The organism is Hyphomicrobium sp. NDB2Meth4 (assembly GCF_900117445.1).
GTDB lineage: Bacteria > Pseudomonadota > Alphaproteobacteria > Rhizobiales > Hyphomicrobiaceae > Hyphomicrobium_A.
The window spans coordinates 409,672-430,519 of record NZ_FPEJ01000003.1 but is presented as its reverse complement, the minus strand read 5'-3'; the positions used below and the strand labels follow the sequence as shown (position 1 = coordinate 430,519).

At 65.5% G+C, this 20,848-nt stretch carries 13 protein-coding genes; 2 read left to right on the top strand and 11 right to left on the bottom strand.

Features of this window, described 5'->3' with window-relative positions; translation table 11 throughout:
• The first annotated feature begins 70 nt into the window (after positions 1-70).
• Positions 71-1,321: a sulfotransferase family protein gene (locus tag NDB2M4_RS08190; protein ID WP_083556037.1), complete on the top strand. Its 1,251-nt coding sequence runs from the start codon at positions 71-73 to the stop codon at positions 1,319-1,321.
• Positions 1,322-1,395: 74 nt separating this feature from the next.
• Here the strand turns inward: NDB2M4_RS08190 and NDB2M4_RS08185 are convergent, their stop codons facing one another.
• The 3 genes from NDB2M4_RS08185 to NDB2M4_RS08175 are packed head-to-tail and all read right to left on the bottom strand — an operon-like array spanning position 1,396 to position 5,630.
• Positions 1,396-3,210, bottom strand: coding sequence for an aminopeptidase P family protein (locus NDB2M4_RS08185; protein WP_072372914.1), 1,815 nt, complete (start codon positions 3,208-3,210; stop codon positions 1,396-1,398).
• A 59-nt stretch (positions 3,211-3,269) separates the two neighbouring features.
• Complete coding sequence (locus NDB2M4_RS08180; protein ID WP_072372911.1) at positions 3,270-4,121, bottom strand: 50S ribosomal protein L11 methyltransferase; 852 nt, start codon at positions 4,119-4,121, stop codon at positions 3,270-3,272.
• Between the two features lie 45 nt (positions 4,122-4,166).
• The gene (locus NDB2M4_RS08175) at positions 4,167-5,630 is read right to left on the bottom strand and encodes a TMEM143 family protein (protein WP_072372908.1); all 1,464 of its coding nucleotides are present in this window, start codon (positions 5,628-5,630) and stop codon (positions 4,167-4,169) included.
• A gap of 353 nt (positions 5,631-5,983) precedes the next feature.
• Between NDB2M4_RS08175 and NDB2M4_RS08170 the strand changes: the two genes are divergently transcribed.
• On the top strand, positions 5,984-7,345 hold the full coding sequence (locus NDB2M4_RS08170) for a J domain-containing protein (RefSeq protein WP_139247145.1): 1,362 nt from the start codon (positions 5,984-5,986) through the stop codon (positions 7,343-7,345).
• Positions 7,346-7,501: 156 nt separating this feature from the next.
• Here the strand turns inward: NDB2M4_RS08170 and NDB2M4_RS08165 are convergent, their stop codons facing one another.
• From NDB2M4_RS08165 to NDB2M4_RS08130, 8 genes are all read right to left on the bottom strand, one after another.
• A complete protein-coding gene (locus NDB2M4_RS08165) occupies positions 7,502-7,960 on the bottom strand; it encodes a bactofilin family protein (RefSeq protein ID WP_072372902.1) in 459 nt (152 codons plus the stop codon).
• A gap of 134 nt (positions 7,961-8,094) precedes the next feature.
• Complete coding sequence (locus tag NDB2M4_RS08160; protein WP_072372899.1) at positions 8,095-8,502, bottom strand: hypothetical protein; 408 nt, start codon at positions 8,500-8,502, stop codon at positions 8,095-8,097.
• Positions 8,503-8,626: 124 nt separating this feature from the next.
• Positions 8,627-8,950, bottom strand: a complete 324-nt coding sequence (gene trxA, locus NDB2M4_RS08155; protein ID WP_072372896.1) for a thioredoxin — start codon at positions 8,948-8,950, stop codon at positions 8,627-8,629.
• A gap of 63 nt (positions 8,951-9,013) precedes the next feature.
• Positions 9,014-12,598: a double-strand break repair helicase AddA gene (gene addA / locus NDB2M4_RS08150; RefSeq protein WP_139247144.1), complete on the bottom strand. Its 3,585-nt coding sequence runs from the start codon at positions 12,596-12,598 to the stop codon at positions 9,014-9,016.
• On the bottom strand, positions 12,595-15,771 hold the full coding sequence (gene addB / locus NDB2M4_RS08145) for a double-strand break repair protein AddB (protein WP_072372890.1): 3,177 nt from the start codon (positions 15,769-15,771) through the stop codon (positions 12,595-12,597). Before addB ends, addA begins: the two co-directional genes overlap by 4 nt.
• Entirely contained in the window at positions 15,761-16,498 is a 738-nt protein-coding gene (locus tag NDB2M4_RS08140; protein WP_072372887.1) for a nucleotidyltransferase family protein, read from the bottom strand. The genes addB and NDB2M4_RS08140 overlap by 11 nt, the downstream gene beginning before the upstream one ends.
• Before the next feature lie 15 nt (positions 16,499-16,513).
• Positions 16,514-18,079: a tRNA (adenosine(37)-N6)-threonylcarbamoyltransferase complex ATPase subunit type 1 TsaE gene (gene tsaE / locus NDB2M4_RS08135; protein ID WP_072372884.1), complete on the bottom strand. Its 1,566-nt coding sequence runs from the start codon at positions 18,077-18,079 to the stop codon at positions 16,514-16,516.
• Between the two features lie 67 nt (positions 18,080-18,146).
• Complete coding sequence (locus NDB2M4_RS08130; RefSeq protein WP_072372882.1) at positions 18,147-20,618, bottom strand: sensor histidine kinase; 2,472 nt, start codon at positions 20,616-20,618, stop codon at positions 18,147-18,149.
• Positions 20,619-20,848: the final 230 nt, after the last annotated feature.

Genomic DNA, 20,848 nt, shown 5'->3' with positions numbered 1-20,848 from the left:
CGGGGTAGACATACAACGTTGATTCTCCCACATACGCGGGGGAAGAAACGCCAACAACTGGAAAGAGCGAATGCTGGGCAGTCGCCGTCTATCATCCGGGGTGCAACTCGGACCTCCCCTGCCGCTCCGTCTGCTCAACAAGCTCGGCCCGATGGTGAAGGCGCTCGGCCTGTGGCCGAGCATCGACATCGAAAAGCAGATGCGCGCCACCGAGAAGAAGTACGGGCGCAACAACTGGACGCCGGAGCTGAAGCGCGCTTTGCCGCCGCGCGCGAAGGCGTTCAACGAGGATGCCGATCTTTCGCTGTTCGGCGCGCTGGTGATCCGCGGACAGTTTCTCAAGAGCATGGACAACGCGATGGCGCTCGAAGCGCTCATTGCTGAGCATCCGGAAATTCTCGAAGAGAAGATCGAACGGCCGCTGTTCGTGCTGGGCCTAGCGCGCACAGGCACGACGCTGTTGCAGCGCTTGCTGTCTCTGCACGAAGGCGCGCGCTACCTGCCGTTCTGGGAAGGCTATTCGCCGTATCCGCGCAAGCTCGGCAATCATCAGGGCGGCAAGGATGGTCGCTGGCGCGAAGCGTACGGCCGCCTGAAGCTGCTCGACTTCGTCGGGCCGGAGTTCAACAAGATCCATCCGATCGAGGCAGATGACCCGGAGGAGTGCTATCACCTCTTCCGCAATCACTTCCTGGTGTCGCCGGGCTTCGACTTCGCCTACGTGCCGAGCTATTGGAATTGGTGGGACGAGACGGCGTACCGCGACCTATATCGCATGCATAAGCGCCAGCTCCAGGCGCTGCAGTGGCTCAATCCCAAGCAGCACTGGGTGCTGAAGTGCCCGAACCATCTTGCGGGATTGAAGTATCTGCTGGAGGCGTATCCTGACGCGCGCATCGTCTATACGCATCGCAGCCCGGACAAGACGGTGCCGTCGCTCTGCTCGCTGGCGGCGGTGACGTGGTGCATGACGTCGGACACGGTCGACCTGACGAAGGTCGGCGACTTTGTACTCGATCTTGCCGAGCAGTGCGAAGCGGCGGGACAGGCAGCGATGCATCTGGTGCCGCCGGGCCAGATCGTGCGCTCCGAATACGATGATCTGGTGCGCGATCCGGCGGCGATGGCGGCGTCGATCTATGATCGGCTGGGCTATCCGACTGATCCCGGGTTCAAGGCGCGCGCGCAGAAGTGGCTCGCCGAGCATCCGAGCGACAAGCACGGCAAGCACAAGTACGCGCTCGAAGACTTCGGCCTCACGCCGGAGATCATTCGCAAGCGCCTCGAAGTGCCGTCAGTGCTATCCGCCGCAGGCGAGTGATCGTCGCTGCTGCAGCGCGGGACTTCGTGAATGGCCGCCTCGTGCGGCCATCACTTTTTATGGGGTGCGCCGCGTCAGAGCGGGGCGGTGGCGGCTTTGAGCCAGGCGCGCGTGTCGTTGTCGAGATCGGGTGAGATCGTCTCCGCGACGCGCGCGTGGTAATCGTTGATCCACTCGATTTCAGCGGGCGTCAGAAGCTCTTTATCGATCAGGCGGCGATCCATCGGCGCGAGCGTCAGTGTCTCGAAGCCCATGGTCTCGCGGTCGGCGCCCTGGAGCTTTTCCAGTGGCGTGACGAGAACGAGGTTCTCGATGCGGATGCCGTAGGCGCCCTCTTTGTAGTATCCGGGCTCGTTGGAAATGATCATGCCCGGCTCCAGCACGGCCATGCCCGCGCGCGAGATCGAAGCTGGTCCCTCGTGCACGGAGAGATAGCTGCCGACGCCGTGACCGGTGCCATGGTCGTAGTCGAGCCCCGCATCCCACAACGCGCGGCGCGCGAACGGATCGAGGTCGATACCGCGGCTGCCTTTGGGAAAGCGCGCGGTGGCAATGGCGATATGGCCCTTCAGCACGCGCGTGAAGCGGTCGCGCATTTCCGGAGACGGTTTGCCGATAGCAACGGTGCGGGTGATGTCGGTGGTGCCGTCGAGATACTGCGCGCCGCTGTCGACGAGGAACAACTCTCCGGGGCGCAGCTTGCGGTTGGTCGCCTCGGACACGCGATAGTGCACGATGGCGCCATTGGGTCCGCTGCCGGAGATGGTGTCAAAGGAGATCTCACGCAACTGGTTGGTGGCGCGGCGGAAGCCTTCGAGCTGACGCACGGCCTCGATCTCGTCGACGGAGCCCGACGTGGTCGCGTCGTCGAGCCACGCGAGGAAGCGGGTGACGGCAGCGCCGTCGCGCACGTGGGCGGCGCGTGAGCCTTTGATCTCGGCGGTGTTCTTGATGGCCTTGAGGCCGATTGTCGGGTCGGCGCCGCGGGCGATCTTCTTGGTGCCGCCGAGTGCGCGCGCAAAAGCGAAGCTCGCTGTGTTGGGATCGAGACGCACACTCTTGCCGGCTGTGCGCAGAGCCTTGAGGCGTTCATCGAGCGCCTTGGGCGGCAAAATCTTGGCGAAGGCTTCGAGGTGCGTGCGTACGGCCGGCTCGATCTTCTCGGGCGCGATGAAGAGCTCCGGCTTGCCGCTGACGGGCACGATGGCGAACGCGAGCGCAACGGGCGTGTGGGGAATGTCCGAGCCGCGGATGTTGAAGGCCCAGGCGACGCTGTCGCTGAGCGTGAGCACGACGGCGTCGTGGTGGTCGGCTTTGAGGCGCTTTTGGATGTCGGCAATCTTATCGGGTGCGGAGCGGCCTGCGTACTTCTGGGGGTGCGCCCAGATCGGGTCTTGCGGCGGCGCCGGGCGCTCCTTGCCCCAAACGCGATCGACGAGGTTGCGCGACACCGGCACGAGCTTGATGCCGTGCGGCTCGAGCACGGCTTCGAGGCGCTCGACCTCGGCGATGGTGTGCAAGCGTGGATCGAAGCCGACGCGCGCGCCGCGGCTCAGAGGCTCGGCGAGCCAGGTGCCGATGTTGCCCCGCGCGATGAGCGATACGTCGACGAGGCCGGGCTCCACCTCGGCACGGGCCTGCACGGGGTAGCGGCCATCAACGAACAGGGTCGCCGATCGCTTCAGGATAATGGCGATACCGGCCGAGCCGGAAAAGCCGGTGATGAAATTCAGGCGTGCGGCCGAGGGTGGCACATATTCGCCCTGGTGCTCGTCAGCGCGCGGGACGAGATAGGCGTCGAGCTTTGCTGCAGCCATCAGGCGGCGAAGCTCTTTGATGCGGCCCGCAGTGGCGCCGCGCTCGGACTGGCTTTCGAAGGTCTGGAACATGGATGACTGTTTAAGCCTCCCGGGCTGGAACGGCAATTCGCAGAAATGCCGAGCGTGCATCAGTGTCGGCGGCGCAGCGTCAACGTCGTCCATTCGCCGATGCGGCGGTTCTGGATGAGGGCGAAACCGTGGGCCAGGTAGGTGGCGATAACCGCGGGCGCTTCCGGGTTGAGAATGCCCGACAGCACGATGAAGCCGCCGGGGCGGAGCGCCGAGGCCAGGCTGCCCGACAGTGCGCGCAGGGGACCGGCGAGAATGTTGGCGATGATCAGATCGTAGGGCGCGGCATGGCGAAGGGTCTGGTGGTCGAGCCCCATGGCGCATGCAAACGTAATGCGCTTTGCGCCATTGGCGGCGGCGTTGGCGCGGGCAACATCAACGGCGATGGGGTCGTTGTCCGAGGCGAACACGCGCGCCGCTGGCAGGGCGCGGGCGGCAGCGATGGCCAGTACGCCCGAGCCGCAGCCGAGGTCGAGCACGCGCTTGAAGCCGCCGCGGCGCGTGAGGCGGTCTATGGCGAGGAGGCAGCCGAGCGTCGTGCCATGGTGAGCGGTGCCAAAGGCTTCGCCGGCATCGACTAGGATGGCGCGGGGGCCATAGGGAATGCGGTCTTTGTCGTGGCTGCCGTGAACGATGAAGCGGCCAGCGTGCACGGGCGGAAGGGCGGCCTGCGAGATCGCCACCCAATTGAGGTCGGGGAGTTCTTCGATGGTCGCGGGCGCGCCGAGGCTTGCAGCGGCGGTTTCGGCTTCCTCGCGGCTTTGGGCATAGGCTTCGACGATCCAGGCGGCGGGGCCGTCCTCGAACAGGGTCACGGCGTCGAGCGGGGGATCATGCTCGGCGAGGGCGGCCTCGAAGGCTTGCGCGGCGCTGAGATCGCTCGTGCGCACGGAGAGTTTGGTGCTGGCCATGACCTGTTGCTGCGCCTCGCCTGAAAAAGAGGCGCAAGCTCTGCCTCAAGCGGCGGGCGCTGACAAGGGCAGGTCGTCGGCGTTGAATTCCATGCCTTCGGCGCTGACAAGCTCGGGCAGCTCGTCGAGGAAGCGGTCCCACTTCTCGTCGATGTGGAGGGCCGCCTCTTTGGGGGGCATGGTGCGCAGGGTGCCGTCCGCCTCCTCGATGACGAGGCCGTCGGCGATAAGCCGATCGAGGGCGTCGGTGATGTCGAAATCGACGCTGACGCCGAAGCTGGCGGCGAGGTACTGCTCGATGGCGACGTCGATCTCGGGGATGTCCTGGCGGCGCGCAACGGTCTTGGCGAGCACGGCGTAAAGGAGCATTTCCTCCTTGATGTCTTCCTCGGCGGCGCGGGCGGCCAATTTCAGCATGACGCCGCGGTTGTCGGCCATGGCATGGAAATAGAGGTTCTGCGCCATCACGACCATGTAACGCTGCTTCTGGTTCATGAAGGCGATGGCCTGACGGAAGGCGATACCGCCGAGACCGACCAGGGCGCCAGCGGCGGCGAGCGGATTGGTGGCGAGCAGTGCGATCTTTCCGGCGGCGCTGACGGTGCCGAGCGTGAGGCCCCCGCCCGCGGTCGCGCCGAGGCGGAGCTTGTCGTAGAAGCGGAAACGCACGCGCGTGTTCGGGAACACCATCTCAAGATCGCTTCTCGGGATGTTCTTGAACAGCTTCATGTAGATGCAGCTGTCCTTGACCTCGGAGGGTATGGTCTCGCGCTGGCGCTTCACAGTCTTTTCGGCGTCGCGGCGGGAGATGCCCTTCTTCTCCATCACCTCGCGCACATGCTTTTCGATTGGTTTCAGCTTGAACAGCAGGAAGAGGCGCTGAAAGATGGCAACGTCGAACTGCTCGCGCAGATAGAATTTGTTCCAGCGGCGACGCTGGTCGCGCTTGGTCGATGCGCCGCGGTAAAACAGCAGCACCTCTTCGAACACGTCGAGGTCGACGTGCAGATCGAGCCCGTAAGCTGAATCGCGCGTCAGGATCTGTTCGACGTCGGTGTGGTTGATCTGCACGTAGTTCGCCTGCGTGAGGATGCGTTCCATCCCCTTGATGACGCGGCGCTGCATGACGGCGGATTCGGCAGGCGAGAACGCGCGCGTCAGCAACAGGTCGCTATCTGGGCTGAACGGCTCGTAGGTTTCCTCCAGCTCGTGCAGCTCGGCATTGTATTGCTGGCGGCGCCAGTGATCGAGGTAGCGGAAGAAACGGCGGGCATCGCGCGCCTCCTCTGCTGCCGGCCAGGCGGCCGGCGAGGTCAGGCGGTCGAGCAGGGCAAACCGGGTGACAGGGATGAAGCGCTCGCGGCCGCGGTCTTCTTCCGGCTTCACGGCATCGAAGGCGGAAACCTTTTCGGGCGCGTCGGCCGTGGGCGCGGGACTGGCACTGCTCGCGGTCGAATAGAGAGGCTCCGTTGCGGCCGGCGGCGCAAATTGCACGTCGGTCGATGACATGGTGGCCCTCCCCTCAATACGCAGCGCAGTCAAATGTCGGTCGTGTGCGTGCTCAAAAAAACTGCACACGCAACCCAGCTTTTCTAGAGTCGATCTGCTTTCATTGTCGAGACATGGCGCCAGCTGCTGGCGATTTTTTGGCCATCGCCGGAAACATGCAGCGTGACGGCCACAGCAGTCGCTGCCGGCACGGCCTAAGGGTCACATGCAACAGATACTTTGCGTTGATAAACCGCTTAATCGCCACAGTCGCGCCCTTGTTCACCATAAGAACAAAACCATGCGTACCAACATGAGAGGGCATAGCGGTGCGTCGTATTTCCCGCCTTTCCTGGTTTCTAAGCATTGCCTTATTGCCGGCTTTACCTGCCGTGGCGCGTGAGCGGCTGGTCATGCCGTACGACTGCCGCATCGAAGGCGGGGACGTCCGGCTCAGTCCCGCAGGCGATACCAGCTATTCCATCGTTGGCGGTCGGCGCGACGAGCAGACCGTCACCACGTGCCTGCCGAACAGCTCAGCCGCCTGCCGGACGGTGATGGTGCATCGCTTCGATATCGCTTGCGCGGGCGCCGCCGTTCCCTGGACGGAGGTGGTGGCAACGATCGGCAGCGCTGGGGCCAACCGGGTGTGGCTGGAGGACGGTCATCTCAATCTGGTGATGCCAGCGCGCGATGCGGCGTTGGCGGAGGGCGGTTGCGGCAGCAGAGATGGAGCCGAGCTGCAGCGTAAGGTCGTGCTGAGTGGCGACTGTCTGCCCTGGCCGCGCAAGGCGGCGTTCGAACATCTGGTTCTTCCGGAGGGATATGCCCCCGTCGGCGAACTTGGCGCGCGGCTGATGATCGGCGCTGCTGCGGACGAGGCCGAAAGCACCGCCGGTGAGGGCGCCCTCGCGGTTACTCAAGTTGCCGCCAGCTACGAAGAAATCGACATCGCCAAGGCGGATCCGAGCGCGACTTTGGAGCCGGCCGGACGGGTGCAGTCGTTCGAGACGGCGCTCGAGCCGGACTTGGCCAATGACGACTGGATCACGGTGGTGCACAGCGGCGAAGACTTGCCGGTTGTCGCAGCCGCCCCGGTGGAGGCTGCCACACAACCGTGGACGTGGGTGGCGGTGATCGGCTCGGCTGGCGTCATCGCCTTGCTACTGGCGCTCCGCTACGCGCCGATGCTGCGTCGGCGGGCCCTCGGCAGAAGTGCGTTCCATTCCGCTCATCGCGACCTGAAGCTTGCCAACGCATCGGGCGCGGTTGCGGCATTGCTCGAACAGACTGAGGCGGCTGCGCGGGGATTGAAATCGGCCGGTCCCCTGCGCGAGGTGCTGCTGATCGAACTCGACAGCGTGCGCGAGCGGCTTGCCAACATCGACAGGCAGGCGGCGAAGGGCGAAATCTCGACGGAGAAATCGTCGCTGCAATTCCGCGCGATGGTGCGGGAAATGGAGCGCATCCGCCGCATCGTCGACAGCGCTCTCGCCAGCATGTCGGACACGCGCCAAGCTACGGCGCTGCCGCGTACGACAAGCGAGGCTTACGAGGTGCTGGGCGTCAATGCCGAGGTGAGCGATGGTGTCTTGAAGAAGATCGTCGATGCCCTGCGCATGAGCTGGCACCCCGATCATGCGCGCGATGAGAGCGACCGCGTGGAGCGTGAAAACCGCATCCGGCAAATCAACATCGCCTGGGATCTGATCAACGGAAAGCGAGAGGCCGCCTGATCGGAGCGGCGGCCGGCTCTTCTTCGCGTGGCATGCTCTATCGAGCAGTTTGCGACCGTGGCCTCACACTCCGGGAATCATGAAGCTGGCGTAGACGGCCGCCTGCGCGGCCGTGCCGAAATCGCGTGTGTAGCCGAGAGTCGATGCTATGCCGTGTCAGCCGTAGGCGCGATGCATCTGCTGCGTTTCGAGCTGCGGTGCGACTTCGGCAGCATTGGCGACCTTGCGGGAGCGGCCATCGAAGCTGGCGCCCTGCTCGATCGTCAAAGATTGCGAGTGAATGTCGCCGTCGACGCGCGCGCTCGGATGCAGCGTAACGTTGGCGCCTAGGATGGCGCCGTGCACGGCACCGAAAACGCGAACCTGATCGGCGGCGACTGATCCGGTTATGATGGCTTCTTCGCCGACCACCAGCTCATTGCAATGAAGGTCGGCGGTGATGACGCCGTTGACGCGCAAGGTGCCCTTGCAGCGCACGGTGATCGACTGACCTTCGATGGACATATCCTTGCCGATGACGGATGCGGCATTGTTTTCATCGCCCGGGGGCAATGCAGCAACCTCGGCTGGAACGACAGTGAGTGTCTTCGGCTCGTGCCTGCGCTGAAACACCATGACTAACTCCCACGACGATTGATCCAGCCTCAGGAAGCCGGGCTGGCGTGGTGGAATTATGGTGAATCAGCAGATTCGTCCGCGCGGATATTGGGTTTTTCAAGATGCGCGGCGAGGGCGCGCGAGGCGGGTGGCTATTGCCACGTCCACGTGAGATCGCTCTGCTTGTAGTCGAAGGCGCGCTCGGGAGCCTTTTCATCGCTCATGTCGATCTCTGCACCCTGCTGGTCGTAGAGGCGGAGAGTGCCATCGATGTTGAGCTTCTTTTTGCCGATCTCGCACTCGTAGGGGATCGAGCGCGCTCCGCCGAGTTCGACCCAATGGCCGCCGAAACGTGCGCCGACGCAGATGATGTTCTCCGCGGATAGGTTCTGCGCCTTGAGCTCGGCGTTGATTTCGCCAACGAGCTTTTCGTTGTCCTTCAGCTGATCCAGCACTTCGTCGAGTGTGATGCTGCCGGGAGCCCAAGCCGCAGTTGCGCCGAGCAGCATGAAAGCCACGGTGCCGAAGGCGAGGCGAAGCGTGCGCGAGAGCTGGAGCATCGGGATCGATCCGGAATCGGAAGTTCAGTGTCCCTGAGGCTATCAGATCATGTGGAGCTGCGCCGCAAAGGAAAAGGCCCCGCCGTAGGGCGAGGCCTCGTCCGAAAGCAGTGAGCTTATTGGATCAGGCGACCGAGGAGTTGATCCAGTCTTCGAGCTTCTTCTTCTGGACCAGGGCGCCGGTGTGCTGGGCGGCCGGCTTGCCGTTTTTGAACATGATCAAGGTCGGCATGGCGCGGATGCCGTACTTGCCGGTGACGGCCGGGTTCTGGTCAACGTCGAGCTTCACGACCTTGATCTTGCCCTGCATCTCCTTGGCGACCTGGTCGAGTGCCGGGGCCATGGCCTTGCAGGGGCCGCACCACTCCGCGAAGAAGTCCACAAGTACCGGCTCGGAGGACTTCAGGACCTCCTGCTCGAAGGTGCTGTCGGACACTGCGTCTGCCATATGTTTTCTCCTGTTGAGACAGTCATCTGAGCACCAAGGCCCGCTGCCTCTTCGTGGGCGAAGTTAGGAATGGGCCCCGCCAGCGTCAAGGTTCGTGACGTCGAGAGTCCATAGGCGGCCGGCGTAGTCGTCGAGCAGGGCGTCGGGTACGGGCATGATGCGGGGACCGTCGGTCCAAAGCAGCGCTGCCTTGATTGTTTTTCCTGCATAAATTTCGCGCAGGGCGAGCCGGTATGCGGCGAGCTGGAATAGGTAGGCCCCTGCAACCTGCTCCACCTTCAAAGGCGGCGGACGGTTGGTCTTATAATCAACGATCAGGATCTCGCTGCCGAGATCGACGAGGCGGTCGAGCTGGCCCATCAGCTTCAGCGGCGGGCCCTTGCCCGTGGGATTGGGCAGCAGCGCGACGATGGGCACCTCGGCGCGGCTCTGCGGACTGAACAGGGGCGCGAACTCAGGTGCGGTGAGGATTGCCAGCGTCTCCTTGGCGATGCTGGAGCGGACCTTGGCAGAGAGGGCGCTGCCGCGCGCTTCCAGGAAGCCGGACGCGGCGTTCTTCCATCCGTCGGACGGCAGGGTCGGCAGATGCTGCAGCAGGGCGTGCGTCAGGGTTCCACGGAGGAAGCGGTTGTCGGCGGACTGAGCAGCGGGCGGCAGTGCGGCCGGCTCCTCGGCGGGAGAGCGGGGTTGGGGCTTTTGCTCGATGATCGGCTCGCCTTCGGAGTCGGGCGCGTAGGCTTCGAGCCGCGATGGGGCGAGCGGGATCGACAGCGTTGCCTCGCGCGGTGCGTGGACCTTGGCCCATTCTGGCAAGGTGACACCTGTCGCTTCCTGCTTGTGGGAGGAGTCGCGCGGCTTGGCTGGAACTGCCTGCTGCGCTGTACGACGGCGCACGGTGACGCCGATGCCGTCGTCGGCCTCCTCGAAGCTTGCCGAGAGGGCAGTGCTGATCAGCTCATACCAGCAGCCGCGGGCAGGGCCATTGCGGCCTTCGAAGCCGGCGATGTAGAGCCGATCGCGGGCGCGGGTCATGGCGACGTAGAGCAGGCGGTTGCGTTCTTCCATCTCGCGCTGAGTGCGCAGCGCGCGCGCGGCGGCGATGACAGGGTGGGCGCTCGTTCCTTTGACGCTCCAGACGAAAGGCGTTCCCTCCGCACCCTCGGGCGCGTCTAAATCCTCAATGCCGAACAGCGAATTGATCGGCCCGCCCGATGCGGTGGCGCAAGTGTCAGGCAGGAACACGATCGGCGCTTCGAGGCCTTTGGCGCCGTGCACGGTCATCACGCGCACCTCGTCACGGCCGTGCTCCATGTCGCGCTTCACCTCGCGGTCGGCCTCGCGCAGGTAATTGAGAAAGCCGGTGAGCGAAGGCGCCTCGGCATCGTCGTAGCTGAGGGCGAGGTTGAGGAACTCGTCGATCGGATCGGCAGCTTCGGCGCCGAGACGCGATAGCAGCTTCATCCGGCAACCTTCGCGATCGAGGATCGAGGCGAAGAACTCGAACGGCGGGATGAAGTCGGCGCGCGAGCGCCAGCGCTTCAAGGTTTCCGCCGCGGCGGTGAAACGTTCGTCCACCCGTGCATGCTCGATGAGCGACTTCCAAAGCGTGCCTTTGCGGCCGGCCGCGAGCGTCAGCAGGTGATCGTCGCTAAAGCCAATGAGCGGGCTCTTCAGAACTTCGGCGAGGGCGAGATCGTCCTCGGGCAGGGTGAGGAAGTCGCCGAGTGACATGAGATCGGCGACGGCAATTTGCTCGGAGAGGCGCAAGCGGTCGGCGCCGGCAACAGGAATGCCGCGTGCCTTCAGCGCGGCGACCATGGGCCCGGCGAATGGCCGGCGCTTGCGCACCAGAATGATGATGTCGCCCGCGCGTACGGGGCGGCCTTCGGATGCGAGTATCTCGCCGGTATCGAGCCAGCGGCGGATGGTGGAAGCAATGCGCTCGGCAAGGCGCTCGGCGGGTGCGCGGCCGGATGCTTCTTCCAGCGGTGCCCAGGGATCGCCGTTGCTGACGTCCTCGGGCGCTTCGGTCGGCCAGATCTCCACGATGCCGCCATGGCCGAGGCGGTGCACGGCGTGTCGGACGACGGCGTCCTCGGTGGAAAGGCCGGGCGTGCGGCGATGATCGGAGAACACGCCGTCGACGGCTTCGAGCACCGGCGCCACGGTTCGGAACGACAGGTTGAGTGGAATGCGGCGCCAGGTTTCGTTGCTGCACAGGGCGGCGAAGCGCGTGCCCATCTCGGCGAACTTGTGCGGCGCGGCGCCCTGGAACGAGTAGATCGACTGTTTCTCGTCGCCAACGGCGAACAGCGTGCGGATGACGTCGGACTGGCCGGTGCCGGTGAAGAACTCGCGCGCCAGAGCCTCGACGATCTGCCACTGATCGGGACTGGTGTCCTGCGCCTCGTCGACGAGGATATGGTCTATGCCGCGGTCGAGCTTGAACATCACCCAGCCCGCGAGGTCCTGTCCGCTAAGCAGGAAGACGCTGCGGGCGATCAGGTCGTCATAGTCGAGAGCGGCGCGGCGGCGTTTGGCGAGCGTATAGCGTTGCAGCACGGCGCCGGCGACACGATGCAACGCCATGGTGGCGGTGATCGCGCGGATACCGCGGCGCTGCTCCATCAGGGCGACGAAACGGCGCTGCGCAATGTCCATGCCGTCGCGCAGATCGGGGAATGCGTCGGCGATGGCCTTAGTCATCAGTTTGGCGCGCGGATCGCCATCGGCGCGACAGAAGAACTTCTCAAGCGCGGCGGCGCGGATCGGGCTCGCTTCGGCCTGGAGTGCCGCAGTGATGTGCTGCACGGACTTCTGGTCCGTTACAGTGCCGCCGCTGAGGGCATCGCGCAGGCGCTGCAGCTCGGCGTCGCTGACGACGTCGGCCATATCGCTTTCGATGTCTTCGGGTCTGGTGTCCTCGGGGACATTGAAATGCCGGCGGTAGAGACGTTCGAGGCCGAGGAGTGCATCGTCCTCGTTGTCGCCGAAGTCGATGCGCAGCGCGCTGTCGAGCCATCGGCGCTGGCTCAGCGCTGCGCGCAGCACGTCGTCGAAACGCTCTTCAGCGGCGAAGGGGATGATGATGCCGAGGGCATCCGCCTGTTTTGCCGACGAGCCATCAGTTGCTTCGAGAAGCGTTGCATCGATGGCTTCGCGCAGCAGCGCCGTCGACGTCGTGTCGTCGAGAACGGTGAAGCCCGGCGCGACGCCGGCTTCGAGCGGAAAGCGCTGCAGCAGGCGCTCGCAGAACGAATGGATGGTCTGCACCTTGAGCCCGCCCGGGGTCTCGATGGCGATGGCGAACAGAGTGCGCGCAAGATCTGTTTCGCCGTCGAGTGGGGGGCGGTCGCACAGTTCGGTGAGCTGGCGGGAGAGGTCGGCCTCGGGCATCGTCACCCACTTGGCCAGGGTGTCGAAAACGCGCTTCGACATCTCGGCGGCGGCGGCCTTGGTGTAAGTAAGACAGAGGATGCGCTCGGGCTTGGTTCCGGACAGCATCAGACGCAGCACGCGCTGAGTGAGCACGTGGGTCTTGCCCGTCCCGGCGTTGGCGCTCACCCACACGGAGGCATGCGGATCGGCTGCGTCGCGCTGGCGGCGTTTGGTCTGCTCGAAGTCGTTGTTGGGAAGGCTCGAGGTCATGCGGCGCTCGCCTCTTCCTCGCCCGGCACGGACCATTCGGCCACGCGCGCCAGGTGTGCGTAATCATCAAAGTCGTAGGAGAAGCGCGCACGGCGCAGCGCCTTGTAGGGCGTCGCTTCGTCGTCGAAATGCGAGATCAGTTTCGTCAGGTTCGCGAGCGCGGCGGTCGCCAGTGCATCGATGCTGCCGTTGCCGACGAGGCGATCCTCGCCGGGCGGCTCAGCGCCGGTGGCGCGGATGTAGCGCATGCCGATGACGGGACCGTGCGGCGTGTCGGGGAAGCCGGCTTCACCCATGGCGATGGCGGCTTCGAGCGGCAGCTGTGGCTTCATGCCGTCGGCGATCTGCTTGTCGGTCGGCAGCGTGCCGGTCTTGTAGTCGGTGATGACGATGCCGCGCGGGGTGATGTCGATGCGGTCGGCGCGGGCGGTGAGCGTGAAGGGGCCGCCATCTGCGTCGATGACGAGCCGGCCGCTCACCTCAGCGATGATGCGCTCCACATCGGTGCGGCGGGCGGGCTCGCTGTCGGCGAACCATTCGGCGAAGCGCGCGAACCGCGGCAGCCAGAACGCAGCGATGCGCGGGTTTTCGACGTAATCGATCAACACGGCGCGCGCGATGCTCATGAGTTCTGCGTGCGCGTTTGGTGGCAGATCGCCGGGGTGCGTCACCGCAAAGCGGCTCATGATCTCGTGCACGACGTTGCCGCGCAGCGCCGCATTGGGATCGGTGCCTAGCTCGGGCAGCTTGTCGAGCTTCAGGATATCGCGCGCGAAGATCGCGTAAGGGTTGGCAAGCCAGGTTTCGATGCGCGTAACGGAGAGCTTGCGGGGGCGCAGGGCGAGCGGCGGGCGAGGCTCGGGGGCGCTGATGCGCTCGCGCACCGGTGCGTGGTCGCGAGCGCGGGCCCACCCGAGCCAGGGCTGGTCGGGCTCCAACGCATCAGCGATGCCGAAGCCGGCGAGCAATGCCTGCAAGCGCATGAGCCAGCGCGAAGGCACTGTCGGCACGCCGTCGATCTTCTCGGCGCGGGTGAGATAGACGCGGCTGGCGCCGAGCAGCGAGGTGAAGTCGTGCGCGGCGTGGCCGATGGTTGCCTCGGGCGAGGGCAGGCCGAGTTCGGCGCGCATCGGCCGGTTGAGCCACGGACCGGGATCGGCGGCCTCGGGCCAGGTGCCATCATTTAGGGAGCCGAGAACGATCACGTCGGGCTGCTGCAAACGCGCCTCGAACGGGCCCCAGATAGAGAGGCGCGGGTGCACGGCAACGCGCGGGCGCACGTTCTCCCCGACGATCAGGCTGCGATAGAGATCGGGGTAGTCGCCTGCGGTGATGGCGAGGGTGGGCAGTTCCTCGTTGATCAGGCCGGCGAAGAAGCTAGACGCGGCGGTGCCGGCCTCGCCCTGCCAGAGCGGGGAGCTGTCGTCGTCTTTCGCGCGCTCGGCTTCGGGGAGCTGGCAGAGCGCTTCTGCGGCGGCGATATGCGCCGCGGCGATCGATTGCATCGATTGCGTGCCGCGCTCGGCGAACACGTTGATGAGCGGTTCGTACGCCTCGCGCAGACGGGCGACGAGATCGTGCGCGCCGGCCCAGTCGGCATCCCACAGGCGCTGAACGGCGCGATGCCGCCGCTGCTTGCTTTCATCGGCACGTTCCAGGGCGTCAGCGACGCCGTCGATGCCGCGACCAAGGTAGACGTCGCGGAACACGGCGATTTCGAGTGCGCGGGCGGCGCGGCGTACGGCGAAGGCATCGAGGCCGACGCGGGTCAGCGGATGCTTCAGCAGCGCCATCGTTGCGGCAGGAGAGAAATCCTCGGCAACAGCGGCGACGACGAGATCGAGGAACGTGCCAGGTGGGGTCTTGGCGAACGGACGGCCGGCGGAATCATCGACGCGGATGCCCCAGGCTTCGAGCCGCACGGCGACGCGGCGCGCCAGCAATCGATCGGGTGAGACGAGCGCTGCGGTGCGCCCAGGCGTTTCGGCCGCCTCGCGCAGAATGAGGGCGATGACTTCGGCTTCGTCCTGTGCGGAGGGTGCCTCGATGAGACTGACGTTGCCGAGTGCGTGGCGCACGTCGGCGGGATCGGTGTTCCTGATGTAGCGCTGCCAAAGTCCGGTTTTGCCGGATGGGCGCATGGTTTCCGAAACGAGCACGGCGCGGGCTGCCTGATCGGGGGCCGGTGTCTCACCCGGCAGCATCTCAACGTCGCTGCGCGCCACGCCGAGGTCGGCGAGTAGCTTATGAAAGCCGAACTGCGGATGCTCGGGGTGATCCTTGATCGCGTGCCAGCTTTCTTCGTCGAGGTACAGGTCGAGGCCGGGCAGCACGAGCGCGCCTTGCGGCAGAGAAGCCACCGCGCGCATCAGCTCGACCGTCGCCGGCACGGAGCCGGTGACGCCGGCAACGATGACGGGGCCGGACGGCGGCGACTTCGTCAGGCGCTCGGTGTGGGCGAGGATTGCGCGGTTGCGGCGCGTGGCGGGTGAGAGAAGATTCTTTTCAGCTAAGTGCGCGGGCCAATAAGCGGTGATGATCTGCAGGAAGTTCAGCGTGTCCTGCCAGTGCGCGGAATATTCATCGGGTACGAGCTTGGCGAGGCCGGAGAGCGCGACGTTTTCCGTTTCCACCATGTCCATCAGACGCGCCAACTCGGCGGAAAGATGCACGGCCTGCGCGGGCGTGTTGGCGCCGGCTGCAACGGCAGTCTCACCGAGATGGCTCGACGCGCTGTCGTCCTTGCGGATCGTTTCGGACCAGCGCTGCACCAGCATGGTGAGTGTGAGGCGGCGCTCGATCTCGCTGACAGCGGGCGGCAGCTCCAGCGCGTCGGTGCCGAGCGTGCCGGGGCTCGCGAGGCCGGCGAGCAGAGTGAGGTCCTCCTCGCCAGCGGAAATGGGACGGATCTGCGGCAGCGTCATCGCGCGTCCGCCGGCAACGTTGAGAAATGCTTCCTGCATGACGCGTGTTGCGCGACGCGTGGGCAGCAGGATGGTCATGTCGGGAAGGGCGAGCGGGTCGGGCGCGATGCCCCCTGGGGCAGGGAGATCGCCGCTCAAGATTGCGCGCGTTACGGAAGCGAGAAAGGGAAGGCCGGCCGGTACGGTGAAGACGCGCGCGCTGACGCTCCGGCCTGAGGTCCGGGCGTCCGTGTCGTTGTCAGGCGACATCCTCACTCTCGATCCACCTCTCTGCCTCGACCAAGGCCTCTGGCGTTCCTACGTGCATCCAAAGGCCGTCGAGGCGAATGCCGAAGAGCCGTCCGTTGTCGATGGCTCTGTCCCAGAGCCGATTCATCGAGAACGCCCCATCGGGCGCGCCCTCGAAGATGCGCGGATGGGCGATCGAAACGCCGGTGAAGACGAACGGAACCATCTGCCGTTCACCGCGCCGGCTGAGGCGCCCGTCCTTGTCCATGGCGAAATCGCCCGAACCATCGTAGCCGAGGCTGGTGGCCGCGGAGGCGAGCAGCATCAGGCTGTCCATTGTGTCGGGGTCCCAGACGGAGAACATCCGCTCGAGGTTGGAGCCGACACCTTCGATCCAGACCGAGTCGGAGTTGTGAATCAAGAACGGGTCCGGCCCGAGCAGGGGCAGCGCCTTGGCAACGCCGCCTCCGGTATCCAGAAGCTGTTGGCGTTCATCGGAAATTGCGATTTTAGGGTGTGTGCGCTTCTCAACATGAGCTTGCAGCTTGTCGGCGCAGTAATGCACGTTGACGACCGCCCGGGGGACGCCGGCGGCAGCGATGCGATCGAGCACATGATCGATCAGCGGGCGGCCTTTCAGCACCACCATCGGCTTGGGGATGTCTTTGGTGAGCGGCATCATCCGCTTACCGTAGCCGCCGCCGAGCACCATCGCTGCGGCAGGACGCCAGCTCGATGAGGCAGTCATGGATGAGCTCCGTTTTCAGACGACGGGAATGGCGGCCGGAATGGCGCGGGCGTCGGCAGGGAAGTGGGCGTCGTACCAGCGCTTGAGGGGCGCGAGGCGCGGGTGTGCGAGATCGCGGTCGAGATAGCGCCAGAGCCGTGGGAGGTGCTGCAGATACTGCGGCTTGCCATCGCGCTTGGCGAGGCGAGCGAAGATGCCGACGATCTTGGTGTTGCGCTGGGCGCCGAGCGCTGAGTAGGCGAAGGCGAATGCATCACGGTCGAAGCCGGGGTAGGCGGCAACGCCAGCGCAGTAGCGCTCGAACAGTTCTGCTTCGAGTTCGGGTGCCACATCAACGCGTGCATCCTGCAGCAGAGAGACAAGGTCGTAGGCGGCGGGGCCGCGCATGGCATCCTGAAAGTCGATCACTCCCACGCGCGCAATGCCTTCCCGCTCGGGCAGCCAGAGAAGATTGGGCGAGTGGTAGTCGCGCAACACCCAGGCGGCCGGCATTTTGGCGAGTTCGGTGAAGACATCGGACCAGAGAGCGCTGAACGTCGCGCGATCGTCGGCGGGGAGCTGATCGCCACGCAGCGCCGGCCAGTACCAGTCGGTGATCAGCTCGGTCTCTATGGCCATGGCGTCGGCGTCGTAGGCGGAAACGCGGTGCTCGCCGCCGCCGGGTACGGGCAGCGTTTCGGGAGCCGGCGCGCGCGACAGGGCGACAAGCGCATCGGTTGCGGTCTGCCAGAGCGTTGCCTGATTGGTGCCTATGACCATCTCGCGGCCGAAGACGCGGTCGCCAAGGTCATCGAGGATGAGGAAGCCGTTGTGGAGATCGCGAGCGCGGATGTGGGGTACGGTGAGGCCGGCAGCGGCGAGAGCATCGGCAACGGCGACGAACGGGCGAACATCCTCCGCCAGGTGCGCGAGACGGCTGTAGGGAAGTCCGTTGCGGATGGGCGGACCATCGGGCTGACGCGGCCAGTCCATAAGGATCGCGTCAGGGGCGCCGTGGCGCAGCAGCCGGCCGTAACGGCGTACGGAGGCATCACCCTGGATGTAGCGCAGCTCGCAGTCGCCCCCGTTGCCCGAGCCGTTCGCGCCGCCGCCGCCGATGAGATTGCGCATCGCCATGAAGCGATCGAGGCGCGCGGCCCAGTCGCCGTGGCCGGTCAGCGTCAGGCGGCGGGTGGCGCCAGATGAGCCATCGTCGTCGATGCGTATGTCGAGGCGGTCGGCGGGAAGCAGGTCGTCTGCGCGCTCGGGCCACTCAACAAGTGCGATGCCGTTCTTGAGGGCGAGATCAAGGCCAAGCTCCTCCAGTTCGGCGGCGGCGCCGAGTCGGTACAGATCGAAGTGCGCCACCTGCATGCGCGGGGTCGCGTAGGTCTGGACCAGGGTAAACGTCGGGCTGGGGATTTCCTCGTCCTTGTCGCCGGAGAGGGCGCGGATGACGGCGCGCGCCAGCGTGGTTTTGCCGGCGCCGAGCTCGCCGCTGAGGGCGAAAAGGTCGCCGCGACGGGCTATGAAGGCCAGCGCCTCGCTCAGGCGCAGGAGCTGGCTCTCGGTTACGGCTTCGATGACGTGGGTGGCGGGCATCTACGGTTCACTTCAGGCTCGGCTGCCCCCGGCCGATAGCGAACCCTCGGGGCCTTCTTGGGGCAGACTACTCGGCTGCAATAGCAGGTCGGCCCCGGGCGGGAAGGCGCACAGTGACGCTGGTGCCGTGGCCGGGCTCCGATTCCAGCCAGACGGTGCCGCCGTGCATCTCCACGAGGCTCTTGACGATGGAAAGGCCGAGGCCGGCGCCGCGGTGGCCGGCACCGAGGCTGCGGCTTTCGAAGCGCTCGAACACCCGCGCCTGCTCGTCCTTCGGGATGCCCACGCCCTCGTCGGTGACGGTGAACACGATCATGTCGGCGTCGCGGCGCGAGGTGATGGTGATCTTGTCGCCGGGTTTGGAGAAGCTGACGGCGTTGGAGAGGATGTTGAACAGGATTTGGCGCACGCGCGCCTCGTCGGCGATGAAGTGGGTGGCGTCGTCGGCGACGGCAATGTGCAACGAGAGGCGCGCGCGCTGGGCGGCTTCGCGCACACCGAGGATGGCGGCATCGATGACGGCGGGAACATCGACGTTGGTCTGCTTCAGTTCCATGGTGCCGGCGTCCATGGTGGCGAGCGTGAGGATGTCGTCGATGATGGCGAGGAGTGTCTTCGACGAGGTGGAGATGTCGCCGAGGTATTCCTGCTGCTTGCTATTTAGCGTGCCGATGTGCGGGTTGCCGAGCAGATCGCTGAAGCCGATGATGTTGGTAAGCGGCGTGCGCAGCTCGTACGACACGTGACTGATGAAGGCGTTCTTCATGCGGTCGGCGGCGACAAGCGCTTCGTTGCGCTCGGCGAGCAAGCGCTCGTTGCGCTTGCTGTCGGTGACGTCGGCGAAAGTGACGAGCGTGGCGCCGTCAGGCAGCGGCATCACCACGTAGTCGATGAAGGTGCCGTCGGGGCGCACCATCTGGCCGCCAAGTTCTTCGCGCTGCTCGGAGAAGGACGTGACGGCGCGGCTGAGGCGGCTCCAGGTGACGGGATCATCGCAGTACTCGCGAGCTTGCGCGATGAATTCGTCAATGTGGGGCTCTTCGGCAAGCTGACGAGGCGGCAGCTGCCAGATGTTAGCCAGCGCGGAGTTGAATAGCTTGAGACGGCCGTCAGTGCCGAACACTGCGACGGCTTCCTTGAGGCTGTCGAGTGTTTCGCGCTGCACGCCGATGAGTGCGTTGTAATCGCGCTCGAGAGCGAGGCGGTCGGACTCGTCGACGAACAGATAGGTGACGCCGCCATCGGAGCGCTTCTCGGTGAGTACCTGCAAAGTGCGGCCGTCGGGGAGCAGCCAGGTGTCATCCTCAGGGGTGCCTTCGCCGTAAGCGGAGAGGATCCGGCTCCGCCACTCGGCGTAGTTGACCACTTGGGGCAGGCGCCCCAATTCGCGCAGACGATCGAGAACCGCGCCTTCGGTTGGGCGCGATTTCAGCCAATCCTCGTCAAGCTGCCAGAGCTTGCGATAGGTCTCGTTGAAGAACACGAGCTGTTGCTGCGCGTTGAAGATGGCAACGGCGGTGGCGACACGATCCAGCGTGCGGTCGTAGGCAAGCGCGGGGCGCTCCTCGCCTTGCTTCTCCGTTGCCATGACGTCGATGGCGGCTGCGGCTACGGCGTCCTCGAACGGAATGACAGTGACATCGTGTGTGCGGCGCTCACCGCCGACGATGAGAGGAATGCGGTTTCGGTAGCTCTCGCCGCGCGCCAGCACGCGGGCAGCTGCGCGACGCTGGCGCTGCTCCAGCAACTCGATCTGACGCTCCTGCACCTCGGCGCGGCTGCGTGCTTCGACAGCGCGGACGTAGGCGCTGTTGACCCAGGTGATGCGTCCGTCCTTGGCGCGCAGCCAGACCGGTATCGGCAACGCGTCAAGCAGCGCGCGGCTGGCGCGCACTTCGCGCGACAGACGCTGATGTTGGGCAAGGATGCGCGCGACTTCGGCACGGTGCCCGGCGACGTCGCGAAAGCGCAGCACCGCGCGGCCACCGGCGGTGCGGCCCTCAGCCTCGACGTGGCCGCCGGCGATCGTGCGCACGACGATGCTGAACGGGTGGCCCTGCGTGAAGAGCGCGTCGATGGCCGGCTTGAGGGTGGTGGCGGATGCGGGCTCCAGCCATTGGCCGAAGCGCAGGAACGCTTCAGGCGTGGTGGGCAGGCCGGGAATGCCGCTCAAGGAAAAGGCTGCCACCCGCAGTGGGCTGTCTTGCTCCCAGAAGAGCAGCACCTGGGGCTCGGCACGGATAATCGAATCAGTGGCCGCGAGGCTGCGCTTCAGTTCCCCGGCTTCTGCGAGCGCCCGCTTTTCCTCTCGCTTGGCCCGCACGACGGTCAGCGACAGAAGAGCTGCGATGAAGAGGACAGCGCCGATGATGAAGCCAATTGCGGCGAGGGGCTTCATCTCACCGAAAGACAGCGTCGGCACGCCGCCCGAGATTACGCCCGCGGCGACTACAAGAACGCAGGCGAGGCTCGCAATGCCTAGCGCCAGCAGCTCGCGCGGACGAATTTCGTTTCTTCTTCTGTGGGCAGTGGACTGCATCGGGGTCCATGAAAAAAGTGGGGAACCCGAGGCCAAAGACGCAACGAGCAAAGGACAAAGGCCCGGCGGTTATCGCCCCTGCGAGAAGGCGAATCGTTTTCGATTATGCGGAGCCGATGGGAGGGTTGCCAGCGCCGCAGGGCGCGCGAGGGACCTGGGGGTGCAATTGGTTGATGGGTGCTGCCCGTAAGACGCAGAAGGGCTTCCGAGCCCGGGGTGCCATTAGACGC

Coding starts and splice junctions, on each gene's coding strand:
- NDB2M4_RS08190 (WP_083556037.1), top strand. CDS start 71: ATGCTGGGCAGTCGCCGTCTATCATCCGGGGTGCAACTCGGACCTCCC.
- NDB2M4_RS08185 (WP_072372914.1), bottom strand. CDS start 3,210: ATGTTCCAGACCTTCGAAAGCCAGTCCGAGCGCGGCGCCACTGCGGGC.
- NDB2M4_RS08180 (WP_072372911.1), bottom strand. CDS start 4,121: ATGGCCAGCACCAAACTCTCCGTGCGCACGAGCGATCTCAGCGCCGCG.
- NDB2M4_RS08175 (WP_072372908.1), bottom strand. CDS start 5,630: ATGTCATCGACCGACGTGCAATTTGCGCCGCCGGCCGCAACGGAGCCT.
- NDB2M4_RS08165 (WP_072372902.1), bottom strand. CDS start 7,960: ATGGTGTTTCAGCGCAGGCACGAGCCGAAGACACTCACTGTCGTTCCA.
- NDB2M4_RS08160 (WP_072372899.1), bottom strand. CDS start 8,502: ATGCTCCAGCTCTCGCGCACGCTTCGCCTCGCCTTCGGCACCGTGGCT.
- trxA (WP_072372896.1), bottom strand. CDS start 8,950: ATGGCAGACGCAGTGTCCGACAGCACCTTCGAGCAGGAGGTCCTGAAG.
- addA (WP_139247144.1), bottom strand. CDS start 12,598: ATGACCTCGAGCCTTCCCAACAACGACTTCGAGCAGACCAAACGCCGC.
- addB (WP_072372890.1), bottom strand. CDS start 15,771: ATGTCGCCTGACAACGACACGGACGCCCGGACCTCAGGCCGGAGCGTC.
- NDB2M4_RS08140 (WP_072372887.1), bottom strand. CDS start 16,498: ATGACTGCCTCATCGAGCTGGCGTCCTGCCGCAGCGATGGTGCTCGGC.
- tsaE (WP_072372884.1), bottom strand. CDS start 18,079: ATGCCCGCCACCCACGTCATCGAAGCCGTAACCGAGAGCCAGCTCCTG.
- NDB2M4_RS08130 (WP_072372882.1), bottom strand. CDS start 20,618: ATGCAGTCCACTGCCCACAGAAGAAGAAACGAAATTCGTCCGCGCGAG.